Annotated in this window: 18 protein-coding genes; 10 read left to right on the top strand and 8 right to left on the bottom strand. The window is 67.2% G+C overall.

The features are described from left to right. Nucleotides 1-111 precede the first annotated feature (111 nt). Together ASF16_RS17510 and ASF16_RS17505 are read left to right on the top strand one after the other, a co-directional pair. Entirely contained in the window at nt 112-1,119 is a 1,008-nt protein-coding gene (locus tag ASF16_RS17510; RefSeq protein WP_056170115.1) for a tripartite tricarboxylate transporter substrate binding protein, read from the top strand. A 231-nt stretch (nt 1,120-1,350) separates the two neighbouring features. Further along, nucleotides 1,351-3,633, top strand: coding sequence for a bifunctional diguanylate cyclase/phosphodiesterase (locus tag ASF16_RS17505; protein ID WP_056170112.1), 2,283 nt, complete (start codon nt 1,351-1,353; stop codon nt 3,631-3,633). A 111-nt stretch (nt 3,634-3,744) separates the two neighbouring features. Here ASF16_RS17505 and ASF16_RS26575 read toward each other — a convergent pair whose 3' ends face one another. After that, a complete protein-coding gene (locus tag ASF16_RS26575; RefSeq protein WP_007855012.1) occupies nt 3,745-3,888 on the bottom strand; it encodes a hypothetical protein in 144 nt (47 codons plus the stop codon). 251 nt (nt 3,889-4,139) lie between these two features. Continuing rightward, a complete protein-coding gene (locus ASF16_RS17500) occupies nt 4,140-4,574 on the bottom strand; it encodes a RidA family protein (RefSeq protein WP_056170720.1) in 435 nt (144 codons plus the stop codon). A gap of 108 nt (nt 4,575-4,682) precedes the next feature. Here ASF16_RS17500 and soxR point away from each other — a divergent pair, with 108 nt between their 5' ends. Together soxR and ASF16_RS17490 are read left to right on the top strand one after the other, a co-directional pair. Then, nucleotides 4,683-5,147, top strand: a complete 465-nt coding sequence (soxR, locus tag ASF16_RS17495) for a redox-sensitive transcriptional activator SoxR (protein WP_304439422.1) — start codon at nt 4,683-4,685, stop codon at nt 5,145-5,147. A 190-nt stretch (nt 5,148-5,337) separates the two neighbouring features. Then, nucleotides 5,338-6,360 carry an OmpA family protein gene (locus tag ASF16_RS17490; protein ID WP_200926923.1) on the top strand — a complete coding sequence of 341 codons (1,023 nt, stop codon included), beginning with the start codon at nt 5,338-5,340 and terminating at the stop codon, nt 6,358-6,360. 63 nt (nt 6,361-6,423) lie between these two features. On the opposite strand, the gene ASF16_RS17485 is transcribed toward ASF16_RS17490, so the two are convergent. Continuing rightward, nucleotides 6,424-9,600 carry a YncE family protein gene (locus tag ASF16_RS17485; protein WP_056170105.1) on the bottom strand — a complete coding sequence of 1,059 codons (3,177 nt, stop codon included), beginning with the start codon at nt 9,598-9,600 and terminating at the stop codon, nt 6,424-6,426. A gap of 216 nt (nt 9,601-9,816) precedes the next feature. Between ASF16_RS17485 and ASF16_RS17480 the strand changes: the two genes are divergently transcribed. From ASF16_RS17480 to ASF16_RS17475, 3 genes are all read left to right on the top strand, one after another. After that, nucleotides 9,817-10,752, top strand: coding sequence for a succinylglutamate desuccinylase/aspartoacylase family protein (locus ASF16_RS17480; RefSeq protein ID WP_056170101.1), 936 nt, complete (start codon nt 9,817-9,819; stop codon nt 10,750-10,752). 340 nt (nt 10,753-11,092) lie between these two features. Beyond that, complete coding sequence (locus ASF16_RS26255) at nt 11,093-11,269, top strand: hypothetical protein (protein ID WP_156372122.1); 177 nt, start codon at nt 11,093-11,095, stop codon at nt 11,267-11,269. Between the two features lie 87 nt (nt 11,270-11,356). Then, complete coding sequence (locus tag ASF16_RS17475; protein ID WP_056170098.1) at nt 11,357-11,761, top strand: hypothetical protein; 405 nt, start codon at nt 11,357-11,359, stop codon at nt 11,759-11,761. 61 nt (nt 11,762-11,822) lie between these two features. Here the strand turns inward: ASF16_RS17475 and ASF16_RS17470 are convergent, their stop codons facing one another. The 4 genes from ASF16_RS17470 to ASF16_RS17455 form a co-directional block, all read right to left on the bottom strand. Further along, complete coding sequence (locus tag ASF16_RS17470) at nt 11,823-12,707, bottom strand: LysR substrate-binding domain-containing protein (protein ID WP_056170095.1); 885 nt, start codon at nt 12,705-12,707, stop codon at nt 11,823-11,825. A gap of 141 nt (nt 12,708-12,848) precedes the next feature. Then, nucleotides 12,849-13,397 (bottom strand): hypothetical protein, encoded by a 549-nt coding sequence (locus ASF16_RS17465; protein WP_056170092.1) that lies wholly within the window; start codon nt 13,395-13,397, stop codon nt 12,849-12,851. A 205-nt stretch (nt 13,398-13,602) separates the two neighbouring features. Further along, nucleotides 13,603-16,647 (bottom strand): FAD-binding and (Fe-S)-binding domain-containing protein, encoded by a 3,045-nt coding sequence (locus ASF16_RS17460; RefSeq protein WP_056170089.1) that lies wholly within the window; start codon nt 16,645-16,647, stop codon nt 13,603-13,605. A gap of 11 nt (nt 16,648-16,658) precedes the next feature. Further along, the gene (locus ASF16_RS17455; RefSeq protein WP_056170086.1) at nt 16,659-17,354 is read right to left on the bottom strand and encodes a GntR family transcriptional regulator; all 696 of its coding nucleotides are present in this window, start codon (nt 17,352-17,354) and stop codon (nt 16,659-16,661) included. Between the two features lie 123 nt (nt 17,355-17,477). Between ASF16_RS17455 and ASF16_RS17450 the strand changes: the two genes are divergently transcribed. From ASF16_RS17450 to ASF16_RS17440, 3 genes are all read left to right on the top strand, one after another. Continuing rightward, nucleotides 17,478-18,719 carry an alanine--glyoxylate aminotransferase family protein gene (locus ASF16_RS17450; protein WP_056170083.1) on the top strand — a complete coding sequence of 414 codons (1,242 nt, stop codon included), beginning with the start codon at nt 17,478-17,480 and terminating at the stop codon, nt 18,717-18,719. Between the two features lie 253 nt (nt 18,720-18,972). After that, nucleotides 18,973-19,950, top strand: coding sequence for a tripartite tricarboxylate transporter substrate binding protein (locus ASF16_RS17445; RefSeq protein ID WP_056170712.1), 978 nt, complete (start codon nt 18,973-18,975; stop codon nt 19,948-19,950). 117 nt (nt 19,951-20,067) lie between these two features. Further along, nucleotides 20,068-20,844 (top strand): fumarylacetoacetate hydrolase family protein, encoded by a 777-nt coding sequence (locus ASF16_RS17440; protein WP_056170709.1) that lies wholly within the window; start codon nt 20,068-20,070, stop codon nt 20,842-20,844. A gap of 54 nt (nt 20,845-20,898) precedes the next feature. Here ASF16_RS17440 and ASF16_RS17435 read toward each other — a convergent pair whose 3' ends face one another. Continuing rightward, a complete protein-coding gene (locus ASF16_RS17435) occupies nt 20,899-21,438 on the bottom strand; it encodes a DUF924 family protein (protein ID WP_056170080.1) in 540 nt (179 codons plus the stop codon). Nucleotides 21,439-21,517: the final 79 nt, after the last annotated feature.

Raw genomic sequence — 21,517 nt, 5'->3', positions numbered from 1 at the left:
GCGACTTGGTGATTGCTTTCGCAGTCCAGGTCCGGCTCCGGGTGCGGCGTGGACCAGTGCCTTCAGGCCCCTCCGCGCCGGTGTTGAAAACAACGACTGGAGACTTTGTCCATGCAATATGTGAGTGCAGCGGCGTGCGCGGTGGCTGCTTTTTTTGTGTCTTTTTCCCTGCCCGCCATGGCGCAGGACAGCTGGCCCAGCAAGTCACTGCGGTTGATCATTCCCTTTCCGGCCGGCGGCAGCAGCGACCAGCTCGGCCGGGTGATGGCCAAGGAACTGGGGCAAAAGCTCGGGCAGCCCGTCCAGGTGGAAAACACCGACAGCAAAGGCACCAAGGCCGCAGCCGGTGCCGCGCCAGACGGCTACACGCTGGTGCTGTCGGGCGTGGGCACCAACGCCATCAGCCATGCGCTCAACCCCCAGCTCGACTACGACTCCTTGAAGGACTTCGTGCACATCTTCCAGCTGTCCGAAGGCCCTAACGTCCTGGTGGTGGGCGCGGCGTCGCCGCTCAAGTCGCTGCAGGAGCTGATTGCCGTCGGCAAGGCGCAGCCGGGCAAGCTGACCTATGCGCAGGTGCATGCCTCGTCGGGGCACCTGGCGATGGAACTGCTCAAGCAAACCATCAGCACCTGCGTGAACGGGGCCTCCGGCACCCGCAATTGCACGACGCTGGGGCTCACCGGGGTGCCGTTCACCGGCGCCAAGCCCGCCCTGGATGCGGTCATGGCCAACCAGGCCGGCATGATGTTCACCAACCTGGACGCGGTGGCGCCTCATGTGCGCAGCGGCAAGCTGCGTGCGCTGGCCGTCACCAGCCTGTTCCGGAACCCGCAGCTCGCCGATGTGCCCAGCATTTCCGAGGCAGGCTACCCCGGCTTCAAGGCCGTATCGTGGGTGGGCATTTCCGCCCCCGCCGGCACGCCTCCCGCCGTGGTGGCCCGGATTGAAAAAGAAATGGACAGCGCGTTCAAGGCCACCGAGATCCGCAAGCAGCTGGAAGCCCAGGGCCTGGTGGTCGTGGCATCACGCTCCGCGGATTACACCGACTTCATCCGCAAGGAAATCGAGCGCTGGCGCCGGGTGGTGAAGGTGGCGGGCGTTCAGACGCCCTCGTAGCGCCTTGGGTTGCAGTGCTGCACAAGCTGGCGCACGCCAGCACCACACTGGCCGAGACCGTGCTGCCCCAGCGGGGCCGTACAGGCCCCGCGATGGACTGTGCCAAAGGGTTTTCCCTGGCCGCAGAACGGGGAAGTGCTGACAGCACCTCTCAAATCTGACGGCGATGGCTGACTCGTTGCGGCCCATGGATAGCGTTACCATGCCGCAAAGGTTGTCACTTCATTGACCATGCCCTCAGCCGCCTCTTCTTCGCACCGCCCCCACGACGACGTCACGAGCCAGCAGCTCGTGCGCGCCGGCTCGTGGACGGTCGCCATCACCGGCACCATGATCGCTGCGCTGCTGCTGCTCGACGAGCCGCTGCCCTGGGCCCGCGTGCTGCTGAACCTGGGGGTGGGCGTCATGGGCGCAGTGGCCGTGCTGCTGGGCCACCTGCGGCGCTGGCACCAGGCCGGCCTGGTGCTGGTGTGGGGGGTGTGGGCGGTGGTGGCCGCACTGTCTGCCAGCAACGGTGGCCTGCGCGGCCCGAGCCTGCTCAACTTCCCGGTCATCATCGTAGTGGCCGGCTGGGTGCTGGGCGCACGCTACACCCTGTGGCTCACGGGGGCCACCGGCTTGCTGTTCGTGGTGTTCGTGTGGGCCGACCTCAACAACTACATGCCCCCGGCGCGCTACGGCAATCTGGCGGCGTATGTGGCCTACCTCAGCGGCGTGCTGGCCGTCACGGCCGCGGCCACGCTGCTGTCGCGCCGCAGCTACCTGCGCCGCGTGCGGGAAGCGCAGCAGACCGCCTCCAGCCTGGCCACGCGCGATGCCGAGCTGCGCAAGCTGCTGCGCGCCGTGGAGCAAAGCCCCGAGAGCATCGCCATCACCGACCTCGAAGGCCGCATCGAGTACGTCAACGCCGCCTTCCTCACCCGCACCGGCTTTGCGCAGGACGAGGTCATCGGGCAATCGTCGTCGTACGTGTCGAACAACGGCATGACGCTGGTGCAGTGGGTGAGCCTGCGCGACACGCTGGCGCGCGGCGAGAACTGGGTGGGTGAGCAGGTCAACCGCCGCAAGGACGGCGCGGAGATCGTCGAAGCCGTGGTGGTGGCCCCCATTCGCCAGCCCGACGGCCACATCACCCACTATGTGGAGATCAAGCAGGACGTCACCGAGCGCCGACGCGCAGCTGCCGAGATCCACCGGCTGGCGCATTTCGACGCCCTGACCAGCCTGCCCAACCGCACCATGCTGGTCGAGCGCCTCACCGCGCTGCGCTGGCGGGGCGGCGTGGGCTCGCAGCCGCTGCATGTGCTGGTGCTGCTGGACCTGGATCGCTTCACCATCTTCAACGATGCGCGTGGCAGCGAAATGGGCGACCGCCTGCTGCAGGCCGTGGCCCTGCGCCTGTCGCAAATGCTGCCTGCGCACGGGCTGCTGGTGCGCGTGGCGGGCGATGAATTCGCCATCGTGCTGCACGACCTGGGCCTGCTGCCGCCCCAGGCCAGCCGCCGCGCGCTGGCCTTTGCCGAGCAACTGCAGGCCTTGTTGCTGCAGCCCATGCGGCTCGAAGGCTGCGCCGAAGAGGCGCAGCTCGGTGCCAGCATCGGCATCACCCTCTACCCCCAGAACGCCGCCGACTCGCCGCACGAGGCCCTGCGCCGTGCAGGCACCGCGCTGCACCGGGCCAAGCAGGCCGGGGGCGGGCGATCCGCCTTTTTCGAACAAGGCATGGGTGAGGCGGCGGAGCAGCGGTTCCAGGTGGAGCGGTCGCTGCGCCAAGCCATTGCGGCCGACGAGCTGCGGCTGTTCCTGCAGTCGCAGGTGGACGTGAACGGCTGGCTTACCGGGGCCGAAGTGCTGGTGCGCTGGCAGCATCCGCGCGACGGGCTGCTGGCACCCGGCGCCTTCATTTCCATTGCCGAAGAATCCGATCTGATCGTGGGCCTGGGCACCTGGGTGCTGACGCATGCCTGCGCGCTGCTGGCCCAGCCGGCCATGCATGAGCGGCGCCTCAAGCTGTCGGTCAACCTGAGCGCGCGGCAGTTCCGCCAGACCAACTTTATCCCGCAATTGCGCGACATCCTCGCCACCTCGGGCGCGGACCCCTCGCTGCTCACGCTGGAGGTGACGGAGGGCCTGGTGATCGACGACTTCGACGAGGCCGTGGCCAAGATGCGCGAGTTGGCGGCCCTGGGCGTCGAATTCTCGTTGGACGACTTCGGCACGGGATATTCATCGCTCGCGTACCTCAAGCGACTGCCGATCCAGGAGCTCAAGATCGACCGCTCGTTCGTGCACGAGGCTCCCACCAACGCCGACGACGGCGTGCTGGTGGAGGGCATCTTGTCGGTAGCGCGCCACTTCGGCCTGCGTGTCGTGGCCGAAGGGGTCGAGACGCGCGAGCAGGCCGACTTCTTGCGCCAACGCGCGCCCGACATCATCTACCAGGGCTACCTTTTTGGCCGGCCTGAGCCGCAGGAGGACTGGCTGGCACGACTGCCCGCGAGTAACGCGGCCTGACCCCCATGAAAACGGCCCCCAGTGCCTTGCAACCTGAGAGCAGGTCGCAAGGCACTGGGGGCCGTTGTGCGTTCAGCCCCGCAGCGCGGGACTGGCGGCTGCGCTTGGCGGTTACTTGTTCTTGTCCTTGCCGCGTGGCAGCACTGCCGTCACGGGGGGCATGGGACGGTCGGATCCGTGCGACTCCTTGGGAATCGACGTGTCCTTCTTGGGCTTCTTCGCCATCTTGTTGCTGCGCTGTTCACCTTTGGCCATGGGTCCTCCTTTATGGGTCTCGGTATGCGACCACTGCGCGCGATGGTACGCCACAACCGAGGGCGTTTGAAGGCCGGGGCAGCGCTTTGCAGGCCCTTTGTGCGTGTGACCTGCTGACGGCATGCAGGCCCCCAGGCACAAAGCGGTAATCACCGGCCGTTGACGCCCCACGCGTAACACGTCCGGCGCCTGCAAGGCCCGGGGCACGGGCGCGCGATGGTGCGGCAGATGCGCACCGGCTTGCGGGCCCGTCAGTTTGGCGGCGCCGGTGGCACCACCACGGCGGTTGCTTCGACCTCCACCAGCATGCCGTCCAGCGCAAGTCGCGGCACGGGTATCAGTGTGCAGGCGGGGGCGGGGCCGTCCTTCCACACGCTGCGCGCCGCGTCCGTCCACATTGCCAGGCGCGCTTCGGTGTGGTCAACCACCAGCAGGGTGAGCCGCACGACGTCGTGCACCGTGGCGCCCGCCGCGGCAAGTGCGGTTTGCATGTTGGACAGGGTCTGGTCCAGCTGCGCGGCAAAACCCGCCGGCAACTCGCCCGCTGCGTTTTCACCGCCCTGGCCCGCGGCAAAGACGGTGCGGCCGTGCAGCGGCGCCGCCACCACATGCGTGTAGCCGTTGGGCGCGGGGTCGTACAGGCCTTCGGGGTTGATGTGCACGATGTGTGCGGCGTGATCTGGCATGAGGCGCGAAGCGATGGGCGGCACGGGGTGTCCTGATCTGAAGGGAAACAGCTGCTAGTATCAAACCTCAGGTTAAGTTGAGGTCAAGCACCGATGAAAGGCCAACGCATGCAACACGACGATTCCCTTGTCGACACCCCGGTGGACATGGCGGCCGACCTGTCCGTGGGCGAGGTCGCCCGCCGCAGCGGCTTGGCGGTGTCGGCCCTGCATTTCTACGAGGCGCGGGGCTTGATCGACAGCCTGCGCAGCGCGGGCAACCAGCGGCGCTACCCCCGGTCGGTGCTGCGCCGGGTCGCGGTGATCAAGGTCGCCCAGCGCATGGGCGTGCCGCTGGCGGCTATTGGCGACGCGCTGCAGGCCCTGCCCGCGGGCCGCACGCCCACGGTGGCCGACTGGCGGCGGCTGTCGCAACGCTGGCGCGAGGACCTGGACGAACGCATCCGCACACTCACCGCACTGCGCGACCAGCTGGACGGCTGCATCGGCTGCGGGTGCCTGTCGCTCAAGGTCTGCCCGCTGCGCAATGCGCAGGACACGCTCGCCAAGGAAGGACCGGGCCCGCATTTTTAATGCCGTCGAGCGTGAACTTTTGCGCGCAAACGCCGCTGCCGGCCGCTTCTGCACATTCTCTGCATGGCGCGCCGCCAGGGGCTCCCCTATGATGGCCGGGCCTCGCCGACGCGGCGCAGCACCCCACCGGGCGCACGAGGGCGCAAGAGGGCGCCACAGGGCCCACGCCAGTTCCAACCGGAGAATGTTCATGACCATGCGGCTGTTTCGTCAATGGGGCGCATCGCTGTGCCTCGGGTTCCTGGCCGTGGCCAGCCACATGCCCGCCAGCGCCCAGGACCTCGCTGGCGCCAAGGACCACCCGGCCGTGAAGCGGTTTGGCGGCAGCACCATCGTCGGCTACGAGGTGCGCAATTTCGAAGCGGTGGAGTTCCAGACCTCCACCTTCAAGGAGTTCGACCTGCAGACCAACAAGCGGCAATACGTGAAGCCGCCTTTGGCGCTGGAGGGCAAACTCACCCGCCTTTGGTACGAGGCGCCGGGCGCCACGCGGTCGCTGGAGCTGTACCGCAACTATGCCAACGACCTCGCGGCCAACGGCTTCACCGCGCTGTACGACTCCACGCGCGACAGCGCAGCGGGCAACTACACCAACTTCCTGGCCAACTTCAGCAGCGGCCAGCGCGACTTCATCAAGAACAACCGCAGCGAATACGTGATGTACGCGGCCGATGCCGGAACCGTGCGCACCGGCACCTTCCAGAAGGGCAGCACCACGGTGCGCCTGGTGGCCGTCGACTGGCCCAAGGAAGACGCGACGTACAAGTCCCGGCAGGGCGCGTACATGGCGGTGGACATTTTGGAGACCAAGGCCATGGAGCAGAACATGGTGGTGGTCAGCGCGTCCGACATCGGCAAGTCCATCACCGCAAGCGGCAAGGTCGCCATCTACGGCATCCTGTTCGACACCGGCAAGGCGGACGTGAAGCCCGAGTCCAAGCCCTCGCTCGACCAGATCGCGGCTTTCCTGAAGGCCGAGCCGGCTGTCAAGCTGCATGTGGTGGGCCACACCGACAGCGTGGGCGGCTTTGACAGCAACCTGGCCCTGTCCAAGCGCAGGGCCGACGCGGTGGCCGCCGTGCTGGCCAAGGACTACGGCATCGCCGGCAACCGCCTGGTGGGCAACGGGGTGGCCTCGCTGGCACCCGTGGCCAACAACGGCACCGAAGACGGCCGGGCCAAGAACCGCCGCGTGGAGCTGGTGCTGCAGTAAGGGGGATCGATGGGGAGGGCCGCTGCGCCACGAGCACGTCTGTGCCCAGCGGCGGCCCCAGGCTCACCAGCGCAGCGGTGTTGCTTCGTCCTTCCAGAAGATCCAGCGGCTGGTTTCCACATACGGCGAGGTGCCGATGGAGTACAGGTCCATGCCCGCCTCGCTGCGCTCCAGCTGCACCAGGTAGCCCCCGTAGCTGGCCGCACACAGCGTGTTGCCGTCGGGCGATATGTCGATGCCGCTGATGGTGCTGCCGATGTGGTGGCGCCACAGCGGGCGGCCGTCGTCGCCGATGGCGTGCAGGTAGCCGTCGGCGTCGCCCAGGATCACCAGTCCGGGTTCGGTGACCGATGCGTACACGCGGCAGCTCTCGTCCAGCGGCGGTGTCTCCAACTGATCGGACCCCGCAGGTTGCAGCGGTGGGTGGTCGACTGACGCCGATAACGTGGCACCCCAGTACATGTGGCACGAGTTGGCGAACAGGCGCGTGCTGTCGTGCGAGAAGGCGGCGTGGTGCGGATAGGACGACAACGTGTCGTACTCCGCCACTACCGCCCCTCGTGCGTCAAGCAGGATGTGGCGGCTGTCCTGGTCGCCCACCGCAATGTGGCGCTCATCGCGCGACAGTGCCATGTGCAGCATGTCCAGCGCCAGCGTGGTGATGGTCTGGCCATCCACCTCGTCGTCCATCTGGTTCTTGGGCCAGGTGTAGGGGCCGTCTTCCTCGAAGGTCTGCGGGTGCAGGCGCTGCACGCCCGTGCCGCTGCCCGCCGCGGTCAGCAGGTACACGCCTGTGGGGTTGAGCAGCAGCACGCGCTGTCCGTCGTTGAAGGGAATGAGCTCATCGCAGCGCTGCCCCAGCGGGCCTGCGGCCACGGCCACGTCGGATGGCAGGCCCTCGTTGCCCCGGGGCAGGTCAAAGCGCGCAATCACCGGGCCTTCGAAGCCGCGGTGCGTGGTGACTTGCTGGCCGTCGCTTTGTGCAAAGATCTGCCGGTCATGCGAGTGGCCCAGGCCCCGCAGCGCCGTCAACGGCGTGTGACGCACGCCGTGCAGCGCCACCCAGTGCGCGGCATCGTCATATGCCGGGCCGATGCGGGCGAGCACCCGGCCGTCGTCCAGGGCGATCACCGGTCCGATGAAACGGCCGGCGTTGGCGGCGCGCTTAACGTAGGCATCCGGCGCAAAGGCGAAGCGCTGGCGAAACCGCTCGCCCAGGTCTTCGTCCGCGTGGGCGTAAACCACGCGTGCGAGCTGCAGCACCGTCGGTGCGGTTGCCTTGCGCGGGTCAGAGGGCAGGGCTTCTTCCTCGTCCTGTGACTCAGGTGACTCTTGCTCCACTTGCCCGTCTTGCTGGCCGTCACTGCCAGTGACTCCCACAGCATCGTCCTCGTCGTCACCGCGAAGCGCCCGGGCATCCATGGCCAATTGATGGGCTCGGATCGCCGCCACGTAGGCCTGTCCGTCGGTCTGCCACTGTGCAGACAGTGTCATCAGCTCCAGCGGGAAGATCGCTGCGTCCGGCACATCCGACGCCAGCGGCGGCGCCGCCAGCAAATGCACCGCGGCTTCGATGCGGCGGGCTTCGGCTTCGCGGGCCTGCTCTTGCTCATGCGCGTCATGCAGGCGCGCTTGCACCAGCCGATAAAAACGCAGCAGGCGTGTCCAGTGGTCCGCAGCGCCGCGTGGCACGGATACGCGCGCCTCGCTCTGGCGCTGTGCGTACGTGAACTCGACCAGCGCGGGGCCATTTCGGGCTTCGTCCACATCGATCTGGTAGGTACTGTGGGCATCGTCGTAATCACCGTGCGCGGGGCTGCCGTTTTGCCAGCCGAACTTGAGCGCCCGGCCCCAGGGCTCGCCGTCGTGCATGCAGGGCTGCCGTGCACCCACCCATACTTCGCCCTGCCAGTGGCCGTTCTTGTCGCTGTCCCACCAGTCGTTATAGCGCTCGGTGAATACGGGCAGGCTGGTGAAGTCCTCGACGTGCCAGGCCGTCAGCTCTGCCTGCACCTGCTGGTACAGCGGGTAGTGGGCCTTGTGCTGACCCACGGCCTTGCGCACGTAGTCCAGCACGCCGCGCCAAGCGTTTTGGCAGGCGGCCCGGGCCTCAGCCTGTGCCGGGTCGGCCACCACGTCTGGCGCGTCCATGCCGCCCAGCACGCCCCATTCGCCCGGCTGACCATCGGTGTAGCTGCGGTATGCCACCGTGAGTTCGGGGTGCGTGGGAATGGTGCGCCGCTGTCTGAAGGCCGTCCACCGTGCCAGCAGTCCCTTGGCTTCGGGCACGTGCTCTACCGAGATGTAGAAGTCCCAGGTCTTCCAGACCGTGATGAACACGTTGTCCGCGCGCTGGTCCCCTTCGGCATCGACATGCCGGCGGCACAGGTAAAAATCGGTCTGCTTAAACCAGCCGCTGGCCGTGTGCTCCTTGTGTGCGATCAACGGCGTGCGCAGCAGTTGGAGCAGATGTTCGGCTGTGAGCGCGCCGCCCGGGCACAGGCTGGTATCGATGGGAAGCAGGGTATGGATCTCCTCGCTGGTCCGGGTCGCGTTGGTGCCGGCGCGCACTGCCGCGATCACGCTGTCCCGGTCCAGCATCAGTCCCAGGCCCTTTTCGCCCGCGTTGATGCCATCGTGAAACTCCAGCGGAAACACCGCATCCACGATCTCGCTGGAGAACTCAGCCAGGTGCGGCACGCCGCTTACCTCGTCCATCAAGAACTCCACGTGCATCGTGCTTGCCATTTGGACCTGAAACGCATCTGCGAGCAGGGCCACACGGGCCTGCAGGTGGCCATGCACCTGAAGTGCGGTGCTGATGCCGTCACCCCAGAGCAAGTCCTGCACCACCAGGTCACCCCTCACATGCAACGATGCTTCGCAAAGGATCAGGTTGTGCATGCGGGCGCTGCCCAGCACCACTAGGCAGGGCGGCTCGCCATCGTCGTCGTGACCGGTCAGCGCGCCGTCGATGTCGAGGTCGCCCTCCACAAGGATGAGGACGAGGGTACGTAGAGCAGAAGATTGGGTCTCGGGGTCAAGCAGGTGCCGCAGCGGGCTGCCTTGGCCCAGCATGTCGGGCAGGTGCAACTCGGGGCAGCGCCAGGGGCCGGTAATGACTATCGCAGTCGCTTCATCCAGCGAGTTTGTGTCCTCCCGCAGGCGCTCCGCGAGTGCGCAGTCTGGGGGCAACAGGTGGGCCACTTCGGCCAGGGAGCAAATTCGGGCAGCGGGCATGGCAAGTGCGTGGGCAGTGCAAATGGGGGCAGACCGGCACCGGTCGAAGGACTGGTGCGGGGCGTGGTTGGCGGGCATGGTACATCGCTCTTCCAGCGGCTGGCGTGCAGCGCACCGGGCGCAGGTAGCGTTTTGTATCCGCAGTCTTTTATGCCGCGGCGAGCACGGTCCAGCCAATGTATGGACAATCATGTGTCGTCTTAGCATCACCACCCCATGAGCCAAAATCCTCCCGCCTTTGAAGTCCTGCCGCGCGACCTGTCCGCCTACCGCCAGGGCAATGTCGGTATCGACTACGTGCACCGCTTTGAGTCGGGCCAACCCGGCCCCCACGTGCTGATCAACGCGCTGACGCACGGCAACGAGATCTGCGGCATGGTGGCCGCCACGCACCTGCTCGACAGCGGCGTGCGCCCCCGCATCGGCACGCTCACCATCAGCTTTGCCAACGTGGCGGCGTACGAGTCGTTCGACCGCGCCCGCCCGTTCGAGAGCCGCCAGCTGGTGCACAACCTCAACCGCATCTGGTCCGCCGCCGAGCTGGACGGCACGGCCGAGAGCCCTGAACTGCTGCGCGCCCGCGCCCTGCGCCCTGTAGTGGCCGCGGCCGACCACATTCTCGACATCCACTCCACCAGCCAGGACGTGGAGCCCTTCTGGGTCTACCCGGCCTACCAGCGCAATGCCGATGTGGCGTTGTCCATCGGCCGCCCGCCGGTGCACCTGGTCATGCCCAGCGGCCTGGGCTCGGGCACGCCACTCATCCAGCATGGTCTCCACGGCCAGGCCGACAGCCAGGGCGTGGCCCTGGTGGTCGAATGCGGACAGCACTTCCTGCAGTCCGCGGCCGACATGGCCACGGCGGTAGCGCTCGATTTCCTGGCCCACTTCGGCCTCATCGATGCGCCTGCGGGACGCCCGGCGCCCGGCCCCCAGCGCCGCTATGAGCTGCTGGAGACCTGCATGGTGCGCACGCCCGACTTTCGCTTTGCGCGTCCCATCCAGGGCTTTGAAGTGTTTGCCAAGGATGAACTCATCGCGACCGACGGCCCGCACGAGATTCGCGCGCTGTGCGACGACTGCACGGTGCTGATGCCCACGCGCGAGCCCATCGTGGGGCGCGAGGCTGTCTATCTGACACGGCCCATCTGAAGGCCGGCGCTGCGCAGGCGAGGTGGGCGCGCTGCCAGCGCTGTCCACGCAGCGGTCTGCCTGTGCCTCCTGTGCTGTCTGGCGTTGGGGCGGCACAGGCATGCCATCTATCGGCGTGCCGTCTCGCCGACAGGGGCTTGCGCGCTGGGGCACGGGCCGTGGGCTGCGCGCGGCCACACGGCTCTGCAGGCCGCCTTTGAAGCGTCCGTCGGCGGATGCCGCCAAAGTCCGGCTTGAGGTCAGGTTCGGTTCCACCGATGCATGACTCATAAAAAACCTGCTTCTTGAATCGTGCCTGCAGCCGCACATTCAAGCCTTGTTCAACCATGACAAGGTACCCATGAAGCGATTGATGTTCGTCCATTCACTGCTGAATGCGCTGCGCGCCCAGGTGTTGCAACGGGTCTGGCAATGGTCGCAACGGTACGGTGCATTGCGTGCACCAGCACGGGTCCCCCTGCGGGTCCCTGCATCCCAGCGTGACAACACGCGCCGCCGCTACCTCTACCGCGATTGAAGCGGCGGGCCTGCGGCCCGCCTTCGCCATGCCGTCTGGCATGACCCCATGCGTCCTGAACAACCACCCCATCGACAAGGAAGAACCATGCGCAGCTATTCCCACAACAGCCCCGAAGCAGCAGCCCGTATCGTCGCCCTGCTGCTGATATCCGACGGCAACGTCAGCCGCCAGGAGTTGGAAGCCCTGTACGGCCAGGACATCGAGCGACAAATCGGCCTGGCACCCGGCGGATTCGCCCAGGTGCTCAACACCCTGTGCGAGGACTTGCTGATGGCCGCGCACGAGCGCCGCGTGCTCACCGGCAGTATCGACCAGGCCACACTGGACGCCGTGATGGCGGAAGTGACGGAGCCGGACCTCCAGCACACGGTGCTGTACTTTGCCGACGCCGCCGCCATGGCGGACAGCCACGTGGCCGCAGAAGAAGCCTGGATCATGCGCGCGGCGCTGACGCAGTGGCGTGTCAGCAAGCTGCCAGCGCAGGGCTGAGGCACGCGTGGGGCGGGCTGCAGCGGCCTGTCGATGGCCCCGCCGCCTCTGCATGCTGTTGCTAAGCGCCGCGCGCGGCGTCCACCATCTGCCGAACCAGCGGGTGGTGCTGCCCGCGGCGCGACCAGATGGCATGCACCTCTTCGCTGATGCCGGGGCAGTCGCCCAGCATGCGCAGGCCCCGCACCAGCCCCACATCCTGCGCCCCCAGCTGGCTGACCGGGAACACGCCCAGCCCCCGGGCGGCGAACACGGCCAGCAAGGCGCTGTCCTCGAACTCGCCCACGATGCGGGGCCGGACACCGATGTCCTCGAACCAGTGGTCCAGTGTGGCGCGCAGGGGCGAATGGGCGGTGGGCAGCAGCACCGGCAGGTCCTGCAGCGACTGCGGGAAATGGTCACGCGCAGATTTGCGCACCAGCGACGCCGGCCCGTACCACTGCAGGGCAGAGCGCGCGATGCGTTCGCTGGACAAGCGCTGGTTCGGGTTGCGCGGCGCCGCCTGCCCGGCCAGCACTACATCGAGCTGGTGCAGGGCCAGCTCCGACAGCAGCTCGTCGAACTCCCCCTCGTGGCACACCAGGCGCAGGTGGGGCGTGCCGAGCACCGGCTCCAGCAAGGCGTGGGCTGCCAGCTTGGAGATGCCGTCCGACAGCCCCACCGACAGCCGCGCCACCTTGGCACTGGCGGCTTCCCGCACCTCGTCCGGAATGCTCTGGCCCAGCTGAAAAATTTCTTCGGCCCGCGCATAGGCCGCCTGGCCTGCCTCGGTCAACGCAACGCCGCGCCCGGACGGTTTGAGCAATTGGTGACCCAGGGCTTTCTCCAGATCGCGCACCTGGGCGCTGATGGTCTGCACCGCCATCTCCAGCCGGTCTGCGGCGCGGGCAAAGCCGCCTTCCTTGGCAACCATCCAGAAGTAGTAGAGGTGGCGGTAGTTCAGCATGGGGTTCGCGGATCGAAAAAACCGAATACTAGGTTCGTCTGGGTATGGTGTCTATTCCGGGTTCGCATGCTCAATTTCAATCCAATGGCTGTTACTCCGCCGGCTGATGCCTTGCATATCAGCAAAGCTTGGACGCCTCTTTCACTGTTCGTCCTCGGGCCGCAATGGTGAGTGCGTCCAAGGAAGGCTGCGCAGGATATCGTGTGCGGTGGCATCGGATTCCGGGCGGTAGTGGTGCTGGTGAGCGAGCGATATACCTGCGTCACCATGGCTAAACCCCAGTGCATCCAGTACTGCTGAATACTTTGCAATAGGGCCGTAGGCGAACAACTGGTCATGCCTGTCCCAGACGATCGTTGCCTTCTCTGTCGGGGAATGAGCCCAGATATCGAACCGCGCGTCAGATGACAGATAGCTGCCGAACCGCTGTATGAATTTCTGAAACTGCAGTGGTGACAAGGCCGGGCTCTGATAGCGGCCTGCGTCCCCCTCGCCCCGAGGTGTATGCAGTACGTAGAGAAGCAGGTAAGGGGGCTCCAGGCTGCTGACCAGACGCTCAAACGGTCTCCAATCGCTAGCGGGTATACCCGCCAGAAGTTTTTCTCCTTCGCCTGACGGCACGACGCTGTAGACAGCGCCATGCGAGTAGGGCACCCAGGATCCGGAGATGGCATGGGACAGCTTGTGCATGGGTGGATTGATCTATAAATATTGCAGCGTTCTGGTGTCAGATCCGCCTTCCTTGGCAACCATCCAGGAAGTGTAAAGGTGGCGGTAATTCAGCATGGCGTATTCGGGTCGGAAAAACCGAATACTAGGTGCGGCCAGCCCGAATGTCCATGCGTTCGTCTTCTATGGACTGCCACGCTCGCAGCCTCGGCTGCGTCACTGCTTGCTACGTCAGCAGCCGGTCCAGCAGCCGCGCCACATGCACCGCCTCGCGCTGCGCGCCGTCCGCGATCTGGTGCCGGCAACTGGTTCCATCCGCCACCACGATGGCATCGGGATTCTTGCGCACGGCGGGCAGCAGCGCGGCTTCGGCCATCTGCATCGAGACCTCGTAGTGCGATGCCTCGTAGCCGAAGCTGCCGGCCATGCCGCAGCAGGAGCTTTCGATGAGCTCGGGCTTGGCGTCGGGAATCAGGCGCAGCACCTCCAGGATGGGGGGCACGGCGCCGAAGGCCTTCTGGTGGCAGTGGCCGTGCAGCAGGATGGGTCGGCCTGCGGGCTGGAGGGATGGGGCGAAGCGCCCTGCCTTGGCTTCGCGGGCGAGGAATTCTTCAAACAGCAGGGCCTGTTGGGACACCGTCACGGCCTTGTCGCCCAGGCCCATTACCAGGGCCTCGTCGCGCAGGGTGAGCAGGCACGACGGCTCCAGGCCCACGATGGCGATGCCGGCCTGGGCCAGGGGCAGCAGGGCGTCGATGAGCGCACCGGCGCGCGCCTTGGCTTCGTCGACCATGCCGGTGGCCAGATAGGTGCGGCCGCAGCAGTGGTGGCCGCCGGCTTTTTCCACCGTGTGCAGCACGTAGCCTGCGGCGTGCAGCACGCGCGCGGCGGCCAGGGCGTTCTCGCTCTCGAAAGTGCCGTTGAAGGTGTCCACGAACAGCACGGCGGCCTTGCGGCCAGCCTGTGCGGCGGCAATGGTGTCGGCCTGGCTGCTGAACAGCGCCTTGTCGTGGCGGCGCCAGAAGGTGTCGCTGCGCCATGCGGGCAGCGAGCGTTGGGCTGAAAAGCCCAGCAGCTTTTCGCCCAGCCAGGCGGCGCCGGGCACCGTGTTGCGCAGGTTGAGCAGCCAGGCGAAATGGCTGGCCGTGCGCGCATAGGTGGGCAGGTGGGCGACCAGCTTGTCCTTGAGCGTGTGGCCGTGCTTGCGCTTGTAGTGGGCCAGGAACTCGACCTTCATCTTGGCCATGTCCACGCCCGTGGGGCAGTCGCGCTTGCAGCCCTTGCAGCCCACGCACAGGTCCATGGTGTCGTGCATCGCCTCGCTGGTAAAGGCGTCGGGCCCGAGCTGGCCCGACACGGCCAGGCGCAGCGTATTGGCGCGGCCGCGCGTCAAGTGCTGCTCGTCGCGTGTCACGCGGTAGCTGGGGCACATGGTGCCGGCGTCGAACTTGCGGCAGTGGCCATTGTTGTTGCACATCTCCACGGCCTTGGCGAAGCCGCCGGTCACGTCGCCGCCGGTGCCGGGGGCGGTGGTCACCTCGGTCACCGGGTCGGCCTGCACGTTCCAGGCCGACCAGTCGAGCACGGGCGTGAGGGGGATGCGCTTGTAGGGCTTGGGCGCCGTGGCGGGCGCGAAGCGGAACAGCGCGCCATCGTCCATCTTGGGCGGGTCGATGATCTTGCCGGGGTTGTACAGGCCGATCGGGTCCAGGTGGTTCTTGATGGCGCGGAACGCCTCGTTGATCGCCGGGCCGAACTGCCATTCGATCCACTCGCCGCGGCACAGGCCGTCGCCATGCTCGCCGCTGAAGGCGCCCTTGTACTTGCGCACCAGGGCGCTGGCCTCCTCGGCAATGGCGCGCATCTTGGCGGCGCCATCGGTGCGCATGTCGAGGATGGGACGCACGTGCAGCGTGCCCACCGAGGCATGCGCGTACCAGGTGCCGCGGCTGCCGTATTTGGCGAACACTTCGGTCAGGCCGTCGGTGTACTCGGCCAGGTGTTCGAGTGGCACGGCGCAGTCTTCGATGAAGCTCACGGGCTTGCCGTCGCCCTTGAGGCTCATCATGATGTTCAGGCCCGCCTTGCGCACCTCCCACAGGTTCTTCTGCGGGGCCTCGTCGGGCATCTCGACCACGCTGCCGGGCATGCCCAGGTCGCCCATCAGCTCCACCAGTTGGCGCAGTTGCGGCAGCAGCGCGGCCTTGTCGGCGCCCGAGAATTCCACGAGCAAGATCGCCTCGGGTTTGCCGATAAGGGCGGTTTCCACCGTGGGGCGAAAGGCCGGGTTGGCCAGCGCCAGCTCGATCATGGTGCGGTCCACCAGCTCCACCGCCGTGGGGCCGAGCTTGACGATGTGCTGCGCCGAGTCCATGGCCTTGTGGAAGCTCGGGAAGTTCACGATGCCCAGCACCTTGGCGCGCGGCAGCTCGCTGAGCTTGAGCGTCAGGCTGCGCGTGTAGGCCAGCGTGCCTTCGGAGCCGATGAGCAGGTGCGCCAGGTTCACGCTCCCATCGGCGGTGTAGGGCTTTTCGCTCTGGTTGTCGAAGATGTCGAGGTTGTAGCCCGCCACGCGGCGCATCACCTTGGGCCAGCGCTCGGCGATCTCGCTGCGGTGCTGCTGGGCCAGGGCGTGCACGTGCTGCGCTATGGCGCTGGCGCGCGGGCCCAGCGTGGCCAGCGGGCCGAAGTCCACCAGCTCACCATCGCTCAGCCAGGCACTCGCACCCAGCACGTTGTGCACCATGTTGCCGTACGCAATGGAGCGCGAGCCGCAGGAGTTGTTGCCCGCCATGCCGCCCAGCGTGGCCTGGGCACTCGTGGACACATCCACCGGGTACCACAGGCCGTGGGGCTTGAGCTGGGCGTTGAGGTGGTCGAGCACGATGCCCGGCTCCACCGTGACGGTGCGGGCCTCGGCATCGAGCGCCAGCACCTTGCGAAAGTGCTTGCTGTTGTCGATCACCAGCGCCGCGCCCGTGGTCTGGCCGCACTGGCTGGTGCCGCCGCCGCGCGGCAGCACGGGCACCATCAGGTCGCGCGCAATGTCGATGGCGGTGGCGATGTCGCGCTCGGTGCGCGGCACCAGCACGCCGGCCGGCATGATCTGGTAGATGGAGGCATCGGTCGCGTAGCGCCCGCGCGATCCGGCATCGAACAGCACCTCGCCCTCGGTCTCTGCCGCCAAGCGCCGCGCCAGCGCCTCGCAGGTCTCGTTGGGGGGCAGGGTGGTACCGGCTGGCTGCAGGCTGCTGGCGGGTTCGATGCGCATGGAGTGGGGTCCTAGGTGGGGGCTTGGCGTCTCAATGGATAGATCTCGCCTGCGCGCAGCAGCTCCAGCACGGTGTCGCGCTTGCGCTGCACATGAGCCACCAGCACGCGGCGCATGGCCTCGGCGTCGTGCGCGGCCAGGGCTTCGATCATCTGTTCGTGCTCGGCCACGGCCAGCTTCCACTTGGCCTCGTTCTGGTTGGTGCGAAAGCGCAGCGACTGCACGCGGGCGTTGATGGAGCGGTAGGTGGCCGTGAGCACCGGGTTGTTCGCCGCCTCGTTGATGGCGGTGTGGATGCTGGCGTTGATGCGGTAGTAGCCCGACAGGTCGCGCCGCGCGAAGCAGGCCATCATTTCGTAGTGCAGGGCACGCAGCTCGGCCAGCTCGGCGTCGCCGATGCGCTGGGCCGCGAGCTCGCCCGACATGCCTTCGAGCGTGGCCAGCACCTCGAAGGTGTTGACCACGTCGGCTTCGGTCAGCTTGACCGCCACCGCGCCGCGGTTGGGCAGCAGGTCCACCAGGCCTTCGGCGCCCAGCAGCTTGATGGCCTCGCGCAGCGGGGTGCGCGACACGCGCAGCTGCTCGCTCAGCTCGCGCTCGTTGAGCTTGGCACCGGGCGCAATGTGGCCCTCCACCAGCATGGTGCGCAGGCGCGCGGCGACCTGGTCATGCAGCGCGAGGCGGGAGATTTCAATGATTTCAGCCATGGTGTGATTGTTGATTTGAATTTTGCATGCAAAAAATTACCCGAACAATCCTGTTGATTTGGGGGTATACCCGCATGCAATAGCAGTTTTTGCATGCAAAACTGAAAAAAGAAAGGACGCTCCATGCTGCAACTCGACTTTCACCCTACGGGCCGCCACTTCCTGCAGATCCCGGGCCCGAGCCCGGTCCCAGACCGCATTCTGCGGGCGATGAGCCTGCCCACCATCGACCACCGGGGGCCCGAGTTCGGTGGCCTGGGGCTCAAGGTGCTCTCGGGCATCCAGAAGATTTTCCAGACCCGGCACCCGGTGGCGATCTACCCCGCATCGGGCACCGGCGCGTGGGAGGCAGCCCTGTGCAACACCCTGAGCGCTGGCGACCACGTGCTGATGTTCGAGACCGGGCACTTCGCCTCGCTGTGGCAGAAGATGGCCACGCGCCTGGGCATCTCCACCGAGTTCCTGGCCTGGGAGGGCAAGGACGAGCACCTGCCTCTGGCCGGCGGCTGGCGCCGGGGCGTGCAGGCCGACCTGATCGAGGCCCGCCTGCGCAAGGACACCGAGCGCACAATCCGCGCAGTGTGCGTGGTGCACAACGAGACCTCCACGGGCGTGACCTCCGACATCGCGTCGGTGCGCAAGGCCATCGACGCGGCAGGCCACCCTGCGCTGCTGATGGTGGACAGCATCTCGGGCCTGGCCAGCGCCGACTTCCGCCACGACGAGTGGGGCGTGGACGTGACCATCAGCGGGTCGCAAAAGGGCCTGATGCTGCCGCCAGGCATCAGCTTCAACGCGCTGTCGCCGCGCGCGCTCGAAGCCTCGAAGAAGGCCACGTTGCCCCGTGCCTTCTGGGCCTGGGACGAGATCGTGGAGATGAACAAGGACGGCTACTGGCCGTACACGCCCAACACCAACCTGCTGTACGGCCTGTCCGAGGCGCTGGACATGCTGCTGGCCGAGGGCCTCCCGAACGTCTTTGCGCGCCACCAGCGCTGGGGTGCGGGCGTGCGCGCCGCAGTCAACGCCTGGGGCCTGCCCATCCAGTGCGCCGACCCGGCGGTGTATTCGCCCGTGCTCACCGGTGTGATCACGCCCGAGGGCGTGGATGCCGATGCCCTGCGCCGGCTCATCCACCAGCGGTTCGATTTGTCGTTGGGCACGGGCCTGGGCAAGCTCAAGGGGCGCATGTTCCGCATGGGGCACCTGGGCGACAGCAACGACCTCACGCTGATCGCCATGGTGGCGGGCGTGGAGATGGGGCTCAAGCTCTCGGGCGTGGCCTTGGCCGGCAGCGGCGTGCAGGCCAGCATGGACTACTTCGCCAGCCATGCGGCGCCCGCAGCGTTGAAGAAGGCGGCCTGAGCCTGCGGCTTTCGTTCAGCCGTGTTCTGACAGATGGACCGGCCGGCGCCTGCGGGAGGTGCCGGCTGCTGAATGTGCGCATTTTTCCGCTCCCGCTGGCGGTCTGCCGAGGCCGCAGCGCATCGACCGATCCCGTGTTTTCCAGTCCCCACCGCCCGCCGTGCACTGCACGCGCGCCGCAGGGGCCTTGGCTTTGCTGAGTTCATTCAACCCGGCCCGCACCGACCAGGGCCCACGAAGGAGACAAGCGATGATGAAAAGACGTTCCCTGATCCAGTCCGCTGGCGCGGCGGCGGCCTCGCTCGGCGCCCCGCGCCTGTTTGCGCAGGAGTGGCCCACCGGCCCGGTGCGCATCGTGGTGGGCTTTCCGCCCGGCGGCGGCACCGATGCGCTGGCGCGGGTGGTGGCGGTCAAGTTGTCGACCTTGTGGAAGCAGTCGGTCATCGTGGAGAACAAGGCGGGTGTGGCCGGCGTGCTGGCGGCCGAGTACGTGGCGCAGCAGCCCAGCGATGGCAGCACGCTGCTGATGGCGCACATCAACAGCCATGCGCTCGCGCCCAGCCTGCAGCCCAAGCTGCGCTACGACCCGCAAAAGGACTTCGTGCCCATCGTGATGGTGGGTGTAACGCCCAACCTGCTGATCGCGGGCCCTGCGCAAAAAGCGCTCACGGTGAAGGAACTCGTGGCCCTGTGCAAGGCCAACCCGGGCAAGGTGACCTTTGGCTCCGCAGGCCCGGGCTCTGCGCAGCACCTGGCGCTGGAGATGTTCAAGCTGCAGGCGGGTGTGGATGCCTTGCACGTGCCCTACAAGGGCAGCGGCCCCGCGCTGGCCGACCTGATGGGCAACCAGATCCAGTATTGCTTTGAAACCATGACCTCGGCCACGCCGCATGTCAAAAGCGGCAAGGTGGCGGCCGTGGCGCAGACGCGCACCAAGCGCGCCAAGGGGCACCCGGGCGTGCCCACCATGCAGGAACAGGGCTTCGAGGGTTTCGAGGCCACGACCTGGTATGGCCTGGTCGGCCCCGGCAAGCTGGCGCCCGGTATCGCGGACAAGATCAACCACGACGTGAACACCGTGCTGGCCATGCCCGATGTGCAGGAGCGCATGGACACCTACGGCGCCGAGGATGGCGGCGGCACCCGCGACAAGTTCAAGGATTTCATCGCCACCGAGATTGCCAAGTGGGGCAAGGTGGTGAAGGATGGCAATGTGAAGGTGGAGAGTTAAGTTAAGTGACCCCCTGAGTCGCTTCGCGCCTTGGGCCCTTGCACGGTGGCACGGGCCCGGGCCCGGGCTGCGCTTTTTGTAGGCTGCGTGCGATTGCAAAATACTGGGATGAATCAGATGCAGACAGACAAAGACCCGACCCGCGGATTGACCCACGCCCTGGTCGCCGCCTGGCAAACAGGCCAGACCACCATCGCCCTGCCGTGGGCCGGGGCGCTGGGCGATGCGGCTGCGGCCTATGCAGCGCAGGAGGCTGTGGCCCAGGGCATGGGCTGGTTTCGGGCAGGCCCGGCGCAGCACTGGAAGTCCGGCGGGCCCCATCGCCAGGCGGTGCTCACGCATGCGCCGCTGCCGCCCGCGGGCGTGCGCACCAGCCCGGCCGACTATGCAGACATGCGGTTCCACACGCCGGGCATCGAGGCCGAAATCGCGCTGCGCCTGGGCCGGGCCGTGTCGCCCGAACAAGCCGCGGCCATGACGCCGGCCACCGCGGGCCCATGGGTCGATGCGATGGCCGTGTCGATCGAGATCGTGGATTCGCGCTGGCAGGAAGGCGGCGACGCGCCCGCGCTGCTGCGCCTGGCCGACCTGCAGTCGCACGGCGCGCTGGTGCTCGGCGAGTGGGTGCCCTACGCGGCGCGGGACTGGGCCGCGCAGCCGTGCGAGGTGCGCATCGGCTCGCAGGCGCCGGTGGTGCGCCAGGGCACGCACCCGCTGGGCGATCCGGCCTGGCTGCTGCCGGTGTGGCTGCGCCACCTCACACGCAGCGGTGCGACCGTGCCTGCGGGTACGGTCGTGACGACGGGGTCCTGGGTGGGGTTGCTGCAGGCCCAACGGGGCGACAGCGTTGTGGTGTCTTTCGACGGTGTGGGCAGCGCCACGGCCCAGCTGTAGCTGCGCGCCGGAGCTGGCCCGCAGGCTTGGCTGGTGCAGGCCCTGCCGCGGTCCCTAGAACGACGAGCCGGGCTGCGCCAGAAAGGCGGTTTCCTGGGGCGTTGAATTGCGGCCCAGCGCCGCGTTGCGGTGCGGGTAGCGGCCAAAGCGCGCCAGGATTTCCTGGTGGCGCTGCTCGAACTGCAGGTTGTGCTCCAGCCCCGGCTGGCTGAACAAAGCCATGGCCTGCGCGTGGATGGTGAGCGATTCGCTGTGCATGTAGGGCATGTACGCAAAGGCGCGCTGCTCCACGGGCAGCTCGGCATCGCGCCGGCTGGCCACCAGCTCCTGTGCGAGCGTCAGGGCCTGGGCATCCTGTGCAAACGCCAGGGCCGAGCCGCGGTGGATGTTGCGCGAGAACTGGTCCAGCACCAGGATTTCCGCCAGCCGGCCCCGGGCGCTGTCGCGCCAGGTCCAGAGTTCTCCCAGTCGCGCGGCCTCCCACGTGGCGCCAAAGCGGGTGCGGATCAGGTCGTCGACCTTGTCGTCCTGCGCGAAGTGCTGGGCTGGGCTGAGTTCTTCGAACCAGAACCGCAGGATGTTTTCTGAAGGCATAGGGGCAAAGGCTAGTCGTTGAAAAGGGCGGTTGGTGCTGCTTCAGCAGACCACCGTGGCTGTGAAAAGCAGCCCACGG

Origin of the sequence: Acidovorax sp. Leaf78, from assembly GCF_001422735.1 — a bacterium.
Classification (GTDB): Bacteria; Pseudomonadota; Gammaproteobacteria; order Burkholderiales; family Burkholderiaceae_C; genus Acidovorax.
This window is presented reverse-complemented; position numbering and strand designations above follow the sequence as displayed.